The sequence below is a fragment of the Desulforamulus aeronauticus DSM 10349 genome (genome assembly GCF_900142375.1).
In the GTDB taxonomy this organism is placed as follows: domain Bacteria; phylum Bacillota; class Desulfotomaculia; order Desulfotomaculales; family Desulfotomaculaceae; genus Desulfotomaculum; species Desulfotomaculum aeronauticum.
Genome location: NZ_FRAR01000008.1, coordinates 164,385 through 177,473 on the forward strand (window position 1 = coordinate 164,385; position 13,089 = coordinate 177,473).

At 46.8% G+C, this 13,089-nt stretch carries 29 protein-coding genes; all 29 read right to left on the bottom strand.

Going from position 1 to position 13,089, the window contains the following annotated elements:
• Positions 1–6: 6 nt before the first annotated feature.
• On the bottom strand, positions 7–396 hold the full coding sequence (gene rpsK, locus BUA78_RS05145; protein ID WP_072911531.1) for a 30S ribosomal protein S11: 390 nt from the start codon (positions 394–396) through the stop codon (positions 7–9).
• Between the two features lie 25 nt (positions 397–421).
• Complete coding sequence (gene rpsM, locus BUA78_RS05150) at positions 422–793, bottom strand: 30S ribosomal protein S13 (protein WP_072911534.1); 372 nt, start codon at positions 791–793, stop codon at positions 422–424.
• A 20-nt stretch (positions 794–813) separates the two neighbouring features.
• Positions 814–927 carry a 50S ribosomal protein L36 gene (gene rpmJ, locus BUA78_RS05155; RefSeq protein WP_003544690.1) on the bottom strand — a complete coding sequence of 38 codons (114 nt, stop codon included), beginning with the start codon at positions 925–927 and terminating at the stop codon, positions 814–816.
• A 28-nt stretch (positions 928–955) separates the two neighbouring features.
• Positions 956–1,174, bottom strand: a complete 219-nt coding sequence (gene infA / locus BUA78_RS05160; protein WP_072911537.1) for a translation initiation factor IF-1 — start codon at positions 1,172–1,174, stop codon at positions 956–958.
• 35 nt (positions 1,175–1,209) lie between these two features.
• Positions 1,210–1,500 (bottom strand): KOW domain-containing RNA-binding protein, encoded by a 291-nt coding sequence (locus BUA78_RS05165; protein WP_072911629.1) that lies wholly within the window; start codon positions 1,498–1,500, stop codon positions 1,210–1,212.
• A 30-nt stretch (positions 1,501–1,530) separates the two neighbouring features.
• On the bottom strand, positions 1,531–2,277 hold the full coding sequence (gene map / locus BUA78_RS05170; RefSeq protein WP_072911539.1) for a type I methionyl aminopeptidase: 747 nt from the start codon (positions 2,275–2,277) through the stop codon (positions 1,531–1,533).
• Between the two features lie 13 nt (positions 2,278–2,290).
• Positions 2,291–3,550, bottom strand: a complete 1,260-nt coding sequence (gene secY, locus BUA78_RS05175; protein ID WP_072911542.1) for a preprotein translocase subunit SecY — start codon at positions 3,548–3,550, stop codon at positions 2,291–2,293.
• A gap of 2 nt (positions 3,551–3,552) precedes the next feature.
• Positions 3,553–3,993: a 50S ribosomal protein L15 gene (gene rplO, locus BUA78_RS05180; protein WP_072911544.1), complete on the bottom strand. Its 441-nt coding sequence runs from the start codon at positions 3,991–3,993 to the stop codon at positions 3,553–3,555.
• Between the two features lie 14 nt (positions 3,994–4,007).
• On the bottom strand, positions 4,008–4,187 hold the full coding sequence (gene rpmD, locus BUA78_RS05185; protein WP_072911547.1) for a 50S ribosomal protein L30: 180 nt from the start codon (positions 4,185–4,187) through the stop codon (positions 4,008–4,010).
• An 11-nt stretch (positions 4,188–4,198) separates the two neighbouring features.
• A complete protein-coding gene (rpsE, locus tag BUA78_RS05190; RefSeq protein WP_072911549.1) occupies positions 4,199–4,699 on the bottom strand; it encodes a 30S ribosomal protein S5 in 501 nt (166 codons plus the stop codon).
• 31 nt (positions 4,700–4,730) lie between these two features.
• Positions 4,731–5,099 carry a 50S ribosomal protein L18 gene (gene rplR / locus BUA78_RS05195; RefSeq protein ID WP_072911551.1) on the bottom strand — a complete coding sequence of 123 codons (369 nt, stop codon included), beginning with the start codon at positions 5,097–5,099 and terminating at the stop codon, positions 4,731–4,733.
• 18 nt (positions 5,100–5,117) lie between these two features.
• Positions 5,118–5,666, bottom strand: coding sequence for a 50S ribosomal protein L6 (rplF, locus tag BUA78_RS05200; protein ID WP_072911554.1), 549 nt, complete (start codon positions 5,664–5,666; stop codon positions 5,118–5,120).
• Positions 5,667–5,689: 23 nt separating this feature from the next.
• On the bottom strand, positions 5,690–6,088 hold the full coding sequence (gene rpsH, locus BUA78_RS05205) for a 30S ribosomal protein S8 (RefSeq protein WP_072911556.1): 399 nt from the start codon (positions 6,086–6,088) through the stop codon (positions 5,690–5,692).
• A gap of 21 nt (positions 6,089–6,109) precedes the next feature.
• Positions 6,110–6,295, bottom strand: coding sequence for a type Z 30S ribosomal protein S14 (locus tag BUA78_RS05210; protein WP_072911558.1), 186 nt, complete (start codon positions 6,293–6,295; stop codon positions 6,110–6,112).
• Between the two features lie 23 nt (positions 6,296–6,318).
• On the bottom strand, positions 6,319–6,864 hold the full coding sequence (rplE, locus tag BUA78_RS05215; RefSeq protein WP_072911561.1) for a 50S ribosomal protein L5: 546 nt from the start codon (positions 6,862–6,864) through the stop codon (positions 6,319–6,321).
• 27 nt (positions 6,865–6,891) lie between these two features.
• Positions 6,892–7,212 (bottom strand): 50S ribosomal protein L24, encoded by a 321-nt coding sequence (gene rplX, locus BUA78_RS05220; RefSeq protein ID WP_072911563.1) that lies wholly within the window; start codon positions 7,210–7,212, stop codon positions 6,892–6,894.
• Between the two features lie 67 nt (positions 7,213–7,279).
• The gene (gene rplN / locus BUA78_RS05225) at positions 7,280–7,648 is read right to left on the bottom strand and encodes a 50S ribosomal protein L14 (protein WP_072911566.1); all 369 of its coding nucleotides are present in this window, start codon (positions 7,646–7,648) and stop codon (positions 7,280–7,282) included.
• Between the two features lie 36 nt (positions 7,649–7,684).
• Positions 7,685–7,954: a 30S ribosomal protein S17 gene (gene rpsQ / locus BUA78_RS05230; protein ID WP_072911568.1), complete on the bottom strand. Its 270-nt coding sequence runs from the start codon at positions 7,952–7,954 to the stop codon at positions 7,685–7,687.
• Between the two features lie 40 nt (positions 7,955–7,994).
• The gene (rpmC, locus tag BUA78_RS05235) at positions 7,995–8,192 is read right to left on the bottom strand and encodes a 50S ribosomal protein L29 (protein WP_072911571.1); all 198 of its coding nucleotides are present in this window, start codon (positions 8,190–8,192) and stop codon (positions 7,995–7,997) included.
• Positions 8,182–8,616, bottom strand: coding sequence for a 50S ribosomal protein L16 (rplP, locus tag BUA78_RS05240; protein WP_072911573.1), 435 nt, complete (start codon positions 8,614–8,616; stop codon positions 8,182–8,184). The genes rpmC and rplP overlap by 11 nt, the downstream gene beginning before the upstream one ends.
• Positions 8,617–8,619: 3 nt before the next feature.
• The gene (rpsC, locus tag BUA78_RS05245) at positions 8,620–9,285 is read right to left on the bottom strand and encodes a 30S ribosomal protein S3 (RefSeq protein WP_072911576.1); all 666 of its coding nucleotides are present in this window, start codon (positions 9,283–9,285) and stop codon (positions 8,620–8,622) included.
• A gap of 4 nt (positions 9,286–9,289) precedes the next feature.
• Complete coding sequence (rplV, locus tag BUA78_RS05250) at positions 9,290–9,631, bottom strand: 50S ribosomal protein L22 (protein ID WP_072911578.1); 342 nt, start codon at positions 9,629–9,631, stop codon at positions 9,290–9,292.
• A gap of 20 nt (positions 9,632–9,651) precedes the next feature.
• A complete protein-coding gene (rpsS, locus tag BUA78_RS05255; protein WP_072911581.1) occupies positions 9,652–9,933 on the bottom strand; it encodes a 30S ribosomal protein S19 in 282 nt (93 codons plus the stop codon).
• A 69-nt stretch (positions 9,934–10,002) separates the two neighbouring features.
• A complete protein-coding gene (gene rplB / locus BUA78_RS05260) occupies positions 10,003–10,833 on the bottom strand; it encodes a 50S ribosomal protein L2 (RefSeq protein WP_072911583.1) in 831 nt (276 codons plus the stop codon).
• A 14-nt stretch (positions 10,834–10,847) separates the two neighbouring features.
• Positions 10,848–11,135 (bottom strand): 50S ribosomal protein L23, encoded by a 288-nt coding sequence (gene rplW, locus BUA78_RS05265; RefSeq protein ID WP_072911586.1) that lies wholly within the window; start codon positions 11,133–11,135, stop codon positions 10,848–10,850.
• Positions 11,135–11,755: a 50S ribosomal protein L4 gene (gene rplD / locus BUA78_RS05270; RefSeq protein ID WP_072911588.1), complete on the bottom strand. Its 621-nt coding sequence runs from the start codon at positions 11,753–11,755 to the stop codon at positions 11,135–11,137. The genes rplW and rplD overlap by 1 nt, the downstream gene beginning before the upstream one ends.
• A 30-nt stretch (positions 11,756–11,785) precedes the next feature.
• Entirely contained in the window at positions 11,786–12,415 is a 630-nt protein-coding gene (gene rplC, locus BUA78_RS05275) for a 50S ribosomal protein L3 (protein WP_072911591.1), read from the bottom strand.
• Between the two features lie 81 nt (positions 12,416–12,496).
• Positions 12,497–12,805, bottom strand: coding sequence for a 30S ribosomal protein S10 (rpsJ, locus tag BUA78_RS05280; RefSeq protein WP_003544757.1), 309 nt, complete (start codon positions 12,803–12,805; stop codon positions 12,497–12,499).
• Between the two features lie 189 nt (positions 12,806–12,994).
• A partial coding sequence (locus tag BUA78_RS20810) for an EF-Tu C-terminal domain-related protein (protein ID WP_139257255.1) occupies positions 12,995–13,089 on the bottom strand: 95 nt, incomplete at its 5' end.

Here is a 13,089-nt window from a genome sequence, read left to right on the forward strand (position 1 = left end):
CTCCCTTTAAACTCTGCGGCGCTTAGGCGGCCGGCAGCCATTGTGTGGAATTGGGGTAACATCTTTAATCATATTTACTTCTAAACCGGCGGCTTGCAGTGAACGAATTGCTGCCTCACGACCGGAGCCGGGTCCCTTAACGGTAACTTCAACTTCTTTTAAGCCATGTTCCATTGCATCTTTAGCAGCGGCTTCAGCAGCCATCTGTGCGGCAAAGGGAGTGCTTTTACGGGAACCCTTGAAACCCACCTGACCGGCGCTGGACCAGCCCAGGGTGTTACCCTTCAGATCGGTAATGGTAACGATGGTATTGTTAAAGGTGGACTTGATATGGGCCACACCTTGCTCAATATTTTTCTTTTCCTTACGTTTTGCTCTTACTTGGCGACGCGCCATGTTTGTTATTTACCCCCTTTCACCCCTACTTCTTGCGTTTTGCACCAACAGTCCTCTTGGGACCCTTACGGGTACGTGCGTTGGTCTTTGTACGCTGTCCACGAACAGGAAGTCCGCGACGGTGTCTGAGGCCACGATAGCAACCAATTTCAATCAGACGTTTAATGTTAAGAGCAACTTCTCTGCGGAGGTCACCCTCAATTTTAACGTTCTTGTCGATATAATCCCGCAGTTTGTTAACTTCTTCTTCTGTTAAATCTTTAATTCTGGTGTCCGGGTTAACGCCGGTTTGACTCAGAATTTTTTCAGCGGTGGGCTTACCAATACCGTAAATGTAGGTAAGTGCGATTACTGACCTTTTATCTTTCGGCAGGTCCACCCCGGCAATACGTGCCATAGTTTGTTACACCTCCCGTGTTACCCTTGCTTTTGCTTGTGCTTGGGATTTTCGCAGATAACCATGACCTTACCTTCACGGCGGATAATCTTACATTTTTCGCAAATCGGCTTGACCGATGGTCTCACTTTCATCAGTGACCCTCCTTTGGGGGACTCTAGTTTACTTAAAGCGGTAAACGATGCGACCCCGGGTTAAGTCATATGGAGACAATTCCACCGTAACCCTGTCGCCAGGTAGTATACGGATAAAGTTCATACGGATTTTGCCCGAAACATGGGCTAATACTCTATGCCCGTTCTGAAGTTCCACCCGAAACATAGCATTCGGTAACGGCTCTAAAACCTTGCCTTCAACTTCTATAACATCATTTTTAGACATTGCTCTTTACCCAACCTCCTTGCCCTTGAGTAAGGTTATTCTTGGGCCAGCTTAATAAGTTCTCCGATTTCTAACATGATTTCTGCGTTGGTTACTTTGCTCTTTTCGGCCAATCTCCTGGAAATTCCTTCCGAATGATGTGGCCAAATTTTTAGATGCTTTAGGTTTTTTTTCTTGGGTTTTTCTATCCCTCGATATTCACCGTCTGTAACCAAGATGAAATCATCTTCGGATTTGCTAACAACCAAGTAATACCTTCCTTTATCACGCCCCTGGGTCGAACTCACCAGTTGTCCGGTCCTCACTTCATCAACCAAACCTTGCACCTCCAACACCCTTTTCGTGTCCTTGGCCACTTAAAGTTTAGTCAGAATTTCTGGTGTATCATCGGTTATGGCAATTGTATGTTCAAAGTGGGCCGACAGCCTGCCATCTAGAGTGACCACAGTCCAATTGTCCGACAGCGTGCGAACCTCAAAGGTGCCCAGGTTAACCATGGGTTCTATTGCTAATGTCATCCCTTTTTTTAGCCTGGGCCCGCGGCCAGGAGGACCATAATTCGGTATTTGCGGGTCCTCATGCATTTTAGACCCAATACCATGACCAACATAGTCCCGAACAACCGACATACCCTGACTTTCCACGCATTGTTGCACAGAGTGAGAAATATCACTCAAGCGATTTCCTTCCACTGCCTTGGCAATGCCGGCATACAGGGATTCCTCGGTTACCCTCAACAGTTCCTGTGCCTCTGAACTCACAGCACCTACTGGAAGGGTTAGGGCACTGTCACCAACAAAACCATTTATTACCGCACCACAGTCAATGCTAATAATATCCCCATTTTCCAATTTTTTTAAACTGGGAATACCGTGTACTACCTCTTCATTAACGGAGGTGCACAGGGTAGCGGGGAAGCCACCATATCCTTTGAAAGCAGGACGTGCTCCTTGACTTCGGATAAAATCCTCCGCCTTCGCATCCAGTTCCTTGGTGGTTACACCAGGCTTTACCATGCCCTTTAGTATTTCAAAGGTTTCGGCAACAACCCTTCCCGCATCCCGCATATAGGTTAATTCTTTTTCGCTTTTAATTGTAATCATCTTATTCACCTGCTTATTTAAGGAAACCTTGGTAGCTCCGCATGAGCAGGTGAGATTCAATCTGCTTCATCGTGTCTAACGCAACACCAACTACAATCAATAGGGCAGTACCACCAAAATAAATATTCGGTATCTTTGTTAAAGGAAGAATAATGTTCGGCATAATTGCAATCAGTGCCAAGAAAATGGCGCCGGCCAACGTAATTCTACTCATAATTTTACCGATATATTCAGCAGTGGAGCGTCCCGGGCGCAACCCAGGAATAAAGCCCCCATGCTTCTTGATATTTTCAGCCATGTCCACAGGGTTCATAATAACTGCTGTATAGAAGTAAGTAAACCCGACAATTAACAAGGCGTATAAAAGACTATTCAAAACCCCGCCCCAGGTAAACCACTTAAGGTACCAAGCTGCTACGGCATTCTCATGGAACCAGGAAGCAATTTGACCCGGAAACATTAGCAGTGATGAAGCAAAGATAATCGGAATAACACCGGCCTGGTTCACTTTTAGAGGTAAATGGGAAGTCTGACCACCGTATACACGGCGTCCCACAACCCGCTTAGCATACTGTACCGGAATGCGACGTTGTCCTTCCTGTACCGCAACCACTGCAGCAATAACCAGAGCACCGATGATTACCAGAACAAGCACGCTTAGGAAGTTAATGGTGCCTGCCCTCAAATATTCAGTCATACTTACGAGGGCTGACGGGAGTCGGGAAACAATCCCTGCAAAAATCAGTAATGATATACCGTTACCAATCCCTTTGTCAGTAATTTGCTCACCAATCCACATCAACAGTACAGTACCTGCAGTAAAGGTAATGGCTACCACTAAATAGTTCAATACACTGGGGTTAACCAATGCTCCTTTCAGAGCCACCGACATACCAATGGCCTGAATGAACGCAAGTACTGCGGTAAAGTAACGTGTATACTGGGTAATCTTTTTACGCCCTTCTTCTCCTTCCTTGGCCAATTTCTCTAGATGAGGAATGACCACGGTGAGAAGTTGCATAATGATAGATGCGTTGATGTAAGGGGTGATACTCATGGCAAAAATACTTGCTCTCTTAAAAGCACCACCGGAGATTACATCAAAGAAGCCAAGCAGCTGCCCTTTTGTCAGCAGGTCGGCAAAGGCATCCGAGTTAATTCCAGGTACCGGAATATGTGCACCCACCCGGAAGAGAAACAACATTGCCAGGGTAAAAAGCAGCTTGCTACGCAGTTCATCCAGTTTGAACGCAGTCTTCAGGCTGTTTAACACCCTTAGATCACCTCGGCTTTACCGCCGGCAGCGGCAATCTTCTCGGCTGCTGACTTACTAAAGGCATGAACTTTTACAGTTAACGCTTTTTCCAGGGCACCATCACCCAGGATCTTCACGCCATCGCCGATCTTTTTGATTACACCCACTTCTAATAGTAATTCAGGAGTTACTTCCGTGCCGGGTTCAAAAACATTGAGATCATCCAGGTTAATGGCAGTGATCTTCTTTTTAAAAATGTTTGTGAAGCCCTTCTTGGGAAACCGGCGAGCTATGGGCATTTGTCCGCCTTCAAAACCACGGCGCACACCGCCACCAGATCTAGCGTTTTGACCCTTGTGACCTTTGCCGGAAGTTTTACCTAAACCAGAACCAATACCTTGCCCTTTACGGGTGGGCTTTCTTCTTGATCCCGGAGCCGGTCTTAATTCAGAAAGATTCAACCGGTACACCTCCTTTAGGCTTCCTCAACCTTAACCAGGTGAGCTACTTTGTTGATCATTCCCCGAATTTGGGGATTATCAGTTTTTTCTACAATACTATTGGTTTTCCCCAAGCCCAGAGCACGGACAACTTTTCTTTGAGTCTCCGGCCGTCCGATAAGACTCCGAACCAGGGTAATTTTCAGGTTGGCCATTGTCCGTCCCCCTAACCTAACAGTTCTTCAACGCTTTTGCCACGCAGGCGAGCCACTTCATCGGGAGTCTTTAATTGCTTAAGACCTTCCATTGTAGCATTCACCATGTTATTGGCATTGTTGGAACCCAGAGACTTGGTTAAAATATCCCTTACACCTGCCAATTCTAAGATGGCACGTACAGGACCACCGGCGATAACACCGGTACCTTTAGCAGCAGGCTTCATTAATACTTTACCTGCGCCAAAACGACCATGTACTTGGTGAGTAATCGTGGTTCCATTTAAGGGTACCTTGATCATGTTTTTCTTGGCATCTTCAATTCCCTTGCGAATTGCTTCGGGAACTTCACTAGCCTTACCCAGACCGGAACCCACGTGACCATTGCCGTCGCCAACGACGACCAGAGCGGAGAAGCTAAAACGCCGACCACCCTTAACAACTTTGGCGACACGGTTTATAAACACTACCTTTTCGGACAGTTCTAACTTACTGGCGTCAATTCTTGCCATGTGGTTTTGCTTCCCTCCTTTGTCTATCAGACTAGAAGTCCAACCCTGCTTCTCTGGCACCTTCTGCCAGGGCCTTCACGCGACCATGGTACAGATAGCCAGCACGGTCAAATACAACTTCTTTTACACCCTTCTCTTGGGCCAATTTACCAATCAAGTTACCAACGGCGTGAGCTGCTTCTATATTGCAACCGCTTTTCAGTTGACCCTTCAATTCCGGCGATAGGGTTGAAGCAGCAACCACGGTCACGCCAGCTTCGTCATTGATAAGTTGGGCATAAATGTTGTTTAGGCTGCGGAATACGTTAAGACGTGGTCTTCCCGCTGTGCCCAAAATCTTATTCCGTACTCTGCGACGACGTTTTGCACGTATCGCTTTACGGTCAGGTTTGGTAAGCAACCGGATTCAACTCCTTCCCTATTTCTTGCCTTTGCCACCGGTTTTACCGGCTTTACGGCGGATAATTTCGCCTTCGTATTTGATGCCTTTTCCTTTATAGGGTTCAGGCGCACGTACGGAACGAACGTTGGCTGCAAACTGACCCACTACTTGTTTATCAGCACCTTTTAGGGCAATTTTAGTGGGAGCAGGTACTTCAATTTCAATACCAGCCGGGGCTTCCATTTCTACCGGGTGGGAATAACCGACGGTTAAGACCAGTTTGTTCCCTTGCTTGGCAGCACGGTAACCAACACCGACTAGCTCAAGATTACGCTGGAAGCCCTTGGTGACACCTTCCACCATGTTGCTTAACAGGGTGCGGGTGAGACCATGTAAAGAACGATGGTTCTTTGCATCACTGGGGCGATTAACCACCAGGTTGCCTTCTTCCAAACTAATAATCATATCCTGGTGGATTTCCCGTTCCATTTGACCATTGGGGCCTTTAACACGGACCAAGTTTCCTTCAATCTGAATGTCAACGCCCTGAGGTACGGGAATGGGCTTTCTACCAATCCTGGACATCTATCACACCTCCTGTTACGAAGCTACCAGACGTAGCAAACAACCTCGCCGCCTAAACCATTCTGACGGGCCAGTTTGTCTGTCATAATGCCTTGAGAAGTTGATACAATAGCAATCCCGAGACCTCCCAATACCTTGGGAATCTGGTCTTTTTTAGCATACACACGCAATCCAGGCTTAGAAATTCTCTTGACACCTGTAATAACGCGTTGCTTATTGCTACCGTACTTTAGATAAAGTCTTAGTACACCTTGTTTACCATCTTCTACGTAATCGTAATCTTTAATATAGCCCTCTTGCTTTAGAATCTCAGCAATAGCCTTTTTAACGTTGGAGGCCGGGGCTTCTACTTTATCATGGTAAACCGTATTAGCATTACGGATCCTGGTTAGAAAATCCGCAATGGGATCAGTCATGACCATGTGATGCAACCTCCTTCCTGATTACCAGCTGGCCTTCTTAACTCCCGGAATCTCTCCGCGATAGGAAAGTTCACGGAAGCAGATACGGCAAATGCCAAACTTTCTCATATATCCGTGGGGCCGACCACACAGTTTGCAACGATTATGCGCACGAACTGTGAACTTCTGTGGTCCATTTGCCTTGTTGATCATTGATTTTTTGGCCATCGATTACCCTCCTTTACCGGAAGTTAGCTTGCTTTAACAAAGGGCATGCCCATTAGTCTTAGCAGCTCTCTGGCTTCTTCGTCAGTTTTAGCTGTGGTAACAAAGGTAATATCCATACCACGTACCTTATCAATCTTGTCATATTCAATTTCCGGAAAAATCAGTTGTTCCTTTAACCCCATCGTGTAGTTACCACGGCCATCAAAGGATTTGTCGGAAATGCCACGGAAATCTCTTACCCGGGGAAGCGCAATATTGAAGAGTCTGTCTACAAACTCATACATCCGCTCGCCGCGCATGGTTACCTTTGCACCAATGGTCATGCCGGCCCGTAATTTAAAGGCAGCAATAGACTTCTTAGCTTTGGTGGTAATAGGTTTTTGGCCGGTAATAGTCATCAAATCACCAACTGCAGCATCAACAGCTTTCGAGTTTTGAATGGCTTCACCTAAACCAATATTGATAATAACCTTTTCCACCTTGGGTACCTGCATAACATTGTCATAACCGAACTTTTGCATCATAGCCGGCAGAACTTCATTCCGGTATTTATCCTTTAGTCTTGCCACGTGCTCTCCTCCTTTCCGACACTCTCGTTAGCTTAGTGTTTCTCCGCAATGTTTGCAAACTCGCTCTTTACTCCCATTATCCAGAACATTCTTCTTGATTCGGGTAGGCTTGTTGCACTTATTGCAGAACAGCATAACGTTAGAGCTATGGATGGGGGCCTCTTGTTCCACGATACCTCCCTGAGGCATCTGGGGAGTGGCCTTACGATGACGCTTAACAATATTTACACTTTCAACAATTACACGGCCCTTGGCCGGTTCTACAGACAATACTTTACCTTTTTTACCGGAATCTTTACCGGTAACCACCAGCACAGTATCACCCTTGCGAACATGAACTTTCGGCATGTAGTACATACACCTCCTGTGTAAGAGTCACTCCTACCTCTCTTACCTCTTGGTTAAGCCCCCTACCCTAAATAACTTCAGGTGCAAGGGAAACAATTTTCATGAAGTCTTTTTCGCGTAACTCCCGGGCCACGGGTCCAAAGATACGTGTACCTTTGGGGGTTTTATCATCCTTAATGACAACGGCTGCATTTTCGTCAAATTTGATGTAGGAGCCATCTTCACGACGCACTTCTTTGCTGGTGCGAACAACGACACACTTCACAACATCGCCTTTTTTAACAACGCCGCCGGGTGTAGCTTCTTTAACGGAAGCAACAATAATATCTCCAACGCTGGCATAACGACGCAGGGATCCGCCCAAAACCCGGATGCACATTAACTTACGAGCCCCTGTGTTATCAGCAGCCTTCAAGATCGTTTGAACTTGAATCACTGAATTAACCTCCCTTCGTACCGGGTGCAGCTGAACTTATAGCTGCTCGGCCCTTTCCAGGATTTCAATCACACGCCAGCGCTTATCTTTTGAAAGCGGGCGAGTTTCCATGATGCGAACGGTATCACCAATGCGACAGCTGTTTTCTTCATCATGGGCCTTAAATTTCGTAGTTTTACGTATGGTGCGGTTATAAAGCGGGTGACGAACACGATCTTCAACAGCAACTACAATGGTTTTTTCCATTTTGTCACTGACAACTCTACCCTGACGAACCTTGCGCATATTACGCTGTTCTTCCACCATCGTACCTCCTTCCTGGTCGATGACAATTTACGAAATCTTGTTATCGAATGCCCAGTTTTCTTTCTGTTTCAATCGTCTTTAAGCGGGCATAATTCTTTTTAACTTCTTTAATCTTCATGGGGTTATCCAATTGTCCGGTGGCCAACTGAAATCTCAGTTTAAAGAGCTCATCTTTGGAGTCATCGAGCTTTTTAATTAATTCAGCATCTGTGAGGTCTCTTACTTCTTTAACTCTCATTGGCTTCACCTACTTCCCCACGTTTTACAAACTTACATTTAACGGGTAGTTTGTGCATAGCCAGACGCATAGCTTCGCGGGCAGTTTCTTCAGGAACACCAGCCACTTCAAACATAACGCGGCCGGGCTTAACAACGGCTACCCAGTGTTCCGGGGCACCTTTACCGGAACCCATACGAGTTTCAGCGGGTTTTTGGGTGATGGGCTTATCCGGGAAGATGCGGATCCACACCTTACCACCACGTTTAATATAGCGGGTCATTGCAATACGGGCAGCTTCGATTTGACGGTTAGTAATCCAACCAGCCTCTAGGGCCTGGATTCCGTATTCACCGAAACTTACCTCTCTACCACCTTTAGCCACGCCGCCGTTGCCACGGGGACGGTGCTGCTTGCGGTATTTAACCCTTTTCGGAATAAGCATCGGTTACTCGCCTCCTTGACCGGCTGCGGGTTTTTTCGCTTCCGGCAAAACTTCTCCTTTATAGATCCAAACTTTTACGCCAATTTTACCGTAGGTAGTATTGGCTTCAGCAAAACCATAGTCAATGTCAGCACGTAGTGTATGAAGGGGAACTTTACCTTCACTATACCATTCGGTACGGGCAATTTCAGCACCGGCCAGACGTCCACTGCAGGCGATTTTAATCCCTTTAGCACCCATTCTCAGAGAGCGTTGTACAGTTTGTTTCATGGCCCGACGGAAAGCAATACGCTTTTCCAACTGAGAAGCAATATTTTCTGCTACTAGTTGAGCGTCTGTATCGGGGGTTTTAATTTCTACGATATTGACATGAATTTGCTTACCAGTCATTTTTTCTAGTTCTTTTCGTAAGGCTTCAACTTCTGCACCACCACGACCAATAACAATACCTGGTTTAGCGGTATGAATAGAAATCTTCACCCGATTGGCAGCACGTTCGATTTGCGTCTTGGCAATACCGGCTTGGTAAAGTTTACGCTTGATAAACTCGCGAATTTTTACATCTTCGATCAATAAATTGGAGTAATTGCGCTTATCAGCGAACCATTTACCTTCCCAATCTTTGATAATGCCAATTCGCAAACCCTTGGGGTTAACCTTCTGGCCCACGCAATTATCCCTCCTTTTGATCCGACACTACCACTGTAATGTGGCTGGTTTTTCTTTTGATAATATCCGCACGTCCCATCGCTCTAGGCATAACACGTTTCAGGCTGGGACCCTGATCTACGAAAATTTGGGATATTACTAAATCGTCCTTATCCATTTCATAGTTGTGTTCCGCGTTAGCAGCAGCAGATTTGACCACTTTGGTCACAACGTCAGCAGCTTTATTGGGAGTATAGCGCAGAATCGCTAATGCCTCTTCCAATTTTTTGCCCCGTACTAAATCTACTACCATGCGGGCTTTACGCGGGGATACGCGGATAAATTTGGCGATTGCTCTCGCTTCCATCGTTTAGCCCCCTCTTGTGGTTATCTCAGCGAAGTGGACTTTTCGGAACCTGCGTGGCCCCTGTAGGTCCGAGTGGGTGCGAATTCACCCAACTTATGCCCGACCATATCTTCAGTTACATACACCGGGATATGTTTCCGGCCATCATAAACTGCAATTGTATGACCGATCATTTGCGGGAAGATGGTGGAACGGCGGGACCAAGTCTTCATGACTTTCTTTTCGCCCTTCTCATTCATCTGTTCTACTTTTTTCAAAAGGTGATCGTCAATAAACGGTCCTTTTTTAAGAGAACGAGTCATTATGAACCTCCTTCCGGATCATGCCTCTTGTTCCATACTCACGGGGCCGGGTGTGTTGTAGCCCCTACTTTATTTCTTATTACGACGCTTTACAATCAGGCGATCGCTTTTTTTCTTGCGGCTACGGGTCTTAACGCCCATTGCCAGTTTACCCCAGGGAGTAGCAGGATTGCGACCGATGGGGTTACGGCCTTCACCACCGCCGTGCGGGTGATCAACGGGGTTCATAACCTTACCACGAACGGTAGGTCTGATTCCCAAATGACGTGAACGACCGGCCTTACCAATGGTGATGTTTTCGTGCTCCAAGTTACCCACTTGACCAATGGTCGCCCGGCATTCTTGCAGCACCATGCGCATTTCACCAGAGGGCAGACGCAGGGTAGCGTGCTTGCCTTCTTTTGCCATCAGCTGTGCAGAAGCACCGGCAGAGCGGACTATTTGGGCTCCGCCTCCAGGATACAATTCAATGTTGTGTACTACAGTACCAACAGGGATGTTCCTTAGCGGCAAACAGTTGCCAACTTTGATGTCAGATGCAGGACCAGATTCAATGATCATACCCGCTACCAGGCCTACAGGGGCCAGGATATAACGCTTTTCACCGTCAGCATAATTCAGTAGAGCAATGCGTGCGGACCGATTAGGATCATATTCAATGGCTGCAACTTTGGCAGGAATGCCATCTTTGTTGCGCTTGAAATCGATAATGCGGAACATCCGCTTGTGGCCACCACCCTGGTGCCGAACAGTCATCCGGCCCTGGGCATTGCGTCCTCCGTTCTTTTTCAGAGGCTCCAGCAGAGATTTTTCAGGTTCAGACTTAGTGATCTCGCTAAAGTCGGGGACGGTAACAAACCGGCGGCCAGGTGAGGTAGGTTTAAAGTTTTTTACTGCCACCTGGGCTTCCCTCCTTACAGTCCTTCAAAGATCTCGATCTTGTCGCCATCTTTTAAGGTAACAATAGCTTTTTTACGTTCAGGGGTTCTGCCGGTGAATTGGCGGACACGCTTCATCTTTCCCTTCACCCGCATTGTGTTTACTGTTTCTACCTTAACTTTAAAGATATCCTCAACAGCCTTCTTGATTTCTGTTTTGTTAGCATTTAAATCTACAATGAAGGTGTACTTATTTTCTGCTAACAAACTGGTACTTTTTTCGGTTACTACCGGCTTAATGAGGATGTCGCGTGAATTTTTCATTACGCCAGCACCTCCTCAATCTTAGCAACGGCGTCCTTAGTAATAACTAGCTTTGTATATTTTAACAGATCGTAGACATTAACGCCTTCTGCTTTGAGAGGTTTTATCCCTTCGATATTACGAGCAGATTTTTCTACGTTTAGATCACGATCGGCAGTTACAACCAGAGCCTTGTTGGCATTGAGGTTGTTCAGGATGCGAACCATGTCTTTGGTTTTAGGAGCATCCAAGGTCATTTGATCCAGCACGATGATGTTTTGTTCCAATACCTTGCTGGAAAGGGCGGACTTAAGAGCCAGTCTACGCACTTTCTTCGGTAAGGAGTAAGCATAATCCCGTGGATGGGGACCGAATACAATACCACCTGTACGCCAGATGGGAGATCTGGTGCTACCAGCTCTGGCACGTCCGGTGCCTTTTTGACGCCAGGGTTTACGACCACCGCCCCTTACTTCTGCTCTGGTTTTGGTATCGTGAGTTCCTTGACGCCGGTTGGCCAATTGCATGTTTACCATATCAAACATCACGGCTTCATGAGGCTCAATGCCGAACACTTCGTCCTTAAGCTCCACTTCACCCACTTGTTGGCCATTTGTGTTATATAAAGCTACTTTAGGCATTCTTCACAGTCCTCCTTTCGCTGCGCCATGCTACTTGGCTTTGACGCTGTTTTTAACCATCACGAGGCCGCCCCTTGGTCCGGGTACTGCACCTTTAATGGCAAGCAGATTACGTTCGGCATCAACCTTAACCACTTCAAGGTTTTGCACGGTTACCCGGTCAACACCCATATGTCCGGGAAGCTTTCTGCCTTTAAACGTCCGAGCAGGCCCTTTGGGAGCGGAGGAACCCGGTCTGCGGTGATACTTGGAACCATGAGCCATGGGTCCACGGTGGAAGTTGTGACGTTTGATGCCACCGGCAAAACCACGTCCTTTGGAAGTCCCTACTACATCCACCTTTTCACCTTGAGCAAAGATATCCGCCTTAATTTCTTGACCTACTTGATATTCATCAAGATTTTCTACCTTGAGTTCCCGCAAGAAACGAACCGGACGTACACCGGCTTTGGCTAAGTGACCCTTGGTGGGTTTGTTCAATAAGTTCTCACGCTTTTCGCCAAATCCCAATTGAACAGCACTGTAGCCATCATTCTCGGGGGTTCTTTTTTGTACTACCAAGCAAGGACCAGCTTCAACAACTGTTACAGGAATAGCAATGCCTGCTTCAGTAAAAATCTGGGTCATGCCTACTTTTTTGCCAAGAATACCTTTTGGCATGGTATACACCTCCTGTTATAGTCAGAGGTTAGAAGCCCACAGCTTTCCTCCGGAGCTCCCAACATACACTGTCGGGGTCAGTTACAGCTTGATTTCAATGTCCACGCCGGCAGGCAGGTCTAAGCGCATGAGCGCATCTACAGTCTTCGGGGTGGGTTCAAGGATATCAATTAAACGTTTGTGCACACGCATTTCAAATTGTTCCCGAGAGTCTTTATTGACGTGGGGGGAACGCAAAATGGTGTAAATGCTTTTTTCAGTCGGCAGGGGCACAGGGCCTGCTACTTGAGCACCAGTCCGCTTAGCAGTGTCTACAATCTTGGTGGCAGACTGATCAAGCATTTGATGATCAAAGGCTTTAAGCCTAATTCTAATCTTTTGACTTTTCATGTGGTCTTTACTCTCCCTTCGTCCGATTGTGCGGACTGCTCCATGAAAATTACCTCTTACTTCGAGCAACCTTCCATTTCATCGCTAGTCACTTTCTCGAAGTTCGAAGTTCGTGGTTCGCATATGATCCATGTATTTCTACCGGATACTTTCCTCGAACTTCGAACTTCGAAACTCGCAACTCTATAATTATTCGCGAATGCCGGTTACCACACCAGCGCCAACGGTACGGCCACCTTCACGGATAGCAAAGCGCAGGCCTTCTTCAATAGCGATAGGGGTAA

Bases quoted from the DNA above. Each gene is read 5' to 3' on its own strand.
- rpsK (WP_072911531.1), bottom strand. From the start codon at position 396: ATGGCGCGTCGCCAAGTAAGAGCAAAACGTAAGGAAAAGAAAAATATT.
- rpsM (WP_072911534.1), bottom strand. From the start codon at position 793: ATGGCACGTATTGCCGGGGTGGACCTGCCGAAAGATAAAAGGTCAGTA.
- rpmJ (WP_003544690.1), bottom strand. From the start codon at position 927: ATGAAAGTGAGACCATCGGTCAAGCCGATTTGCGAAAAATGTAAGATT.
- infA (WP_072911537.1), bottom strand. From the start codon at position 1,174: ATGTCTAAAAATGATGTTATAGAAGTTGAAGGCAAGGTTTTAGAGCCG.
- map (WP_072911539.1), bottom strand. From the start codon at position 2,277: ATGATTACAATTAAAAGCGAAAAAGAATTAACCTATATGCGGGATGCG.
- rpmD (WP_072911547.1), bottom strand. From the start codon at position 4,187: ATGGCCAACCTGAAAATTACCCTGGTTCGGAGTCTTATCGGACGGCCG.
- rpsE (WP_072911549.1), bottom strand. From the start codon at position 4,699: ATGGCAAGAATTGACGCCAGTAAGTTAGAACTGTCCGAAAAGGTAGTG.
- rplF (WP_072911554.1), bottom strand. From the start codon at position 5,666: ATGTCCAGGATTGGTAGAAAGCCCATTCCCGTACCTCAGGGCGTTGAC.
- rpsH (WP_072911556.1), bottom strand. From the start codon at position 6,088: ATGGTCATGACTGATCCCATTGCGGATTTTCTAACCAGGATCCGTAAT.
- BUA78_RS05210 (WP_072911558.1), bottom strand. From the start codon at position 6,295: ATGGCCAAAAAATCAATGATCAACAAGGCAAATGGACCACAGAAGTTC.
- rplX (WP_072911563.1), bottom strand. From the start codon at position 7,212: ATGCCGAAAGTTCATGTTCGCAAGGGTGATACTGTGCTGGTGGTTACC.
- rpsQ (WP_072911568.1), bottom strand. From the start codon at position 7,954: ATGGTGGAAGAACAGCGTAATATGCGCAAGGTTCGTCAGGGTAGAGTT.
- rpmC (WP_072911571.1), bottom strand. From the start codon at position 8,192: ATGAGAGTTAAAGAAGTAAGAGACCTCACAGATGCTGAATTAATTAAA.
- rplP (WP_072911573.1), bottom strand. From the start codon at position 8,616: ATGCTTATTCCGAAAAGGGTTAAATACCGCAAGCAGCACCGTCCCCGT.
- rplV (WP_072911578.1), bottom strand. From the start codon at position 9,631: ATGGAAGCGAGAGCAATCGCCAAATTTATCCGCGTATCCCCGCGTAAA.
- rpsS (WP_072911581.1), bottom strand. From the start codon at position 9,933: ATGACTCGTTCTCTTAAAAAAGGACCGTTTATTGACGATCACCTTTTG.
- rplW (WP_072911586.1), bottom strand. From the start codon at position 11,135: ATGAAAAATTCACGCGACATCCTCATTAAGCCGGTAGTAACCGAAAAA.
- rplD (WP_072911588.1), bottom strand. From the start codon at position 11,755: ATGCCTAAAGTAGCTTTATATAACACAAATGGCCAACAAGTGGGTGAA.
- rplC (WP_072911591.1), bottom strand. From the start codon at position 12,415: ATGCCAAAAGGTATTCTTGGCAAAAAAGTAGGCATGACCCAGATTTTT.
- rpsJ (WP_003544757.1), bottom strand. From the start codon at position 12,805: ATGAAAAGTCAAAAGATTAGAATTAGGCTTAAAGCCTTTGATCATCAA.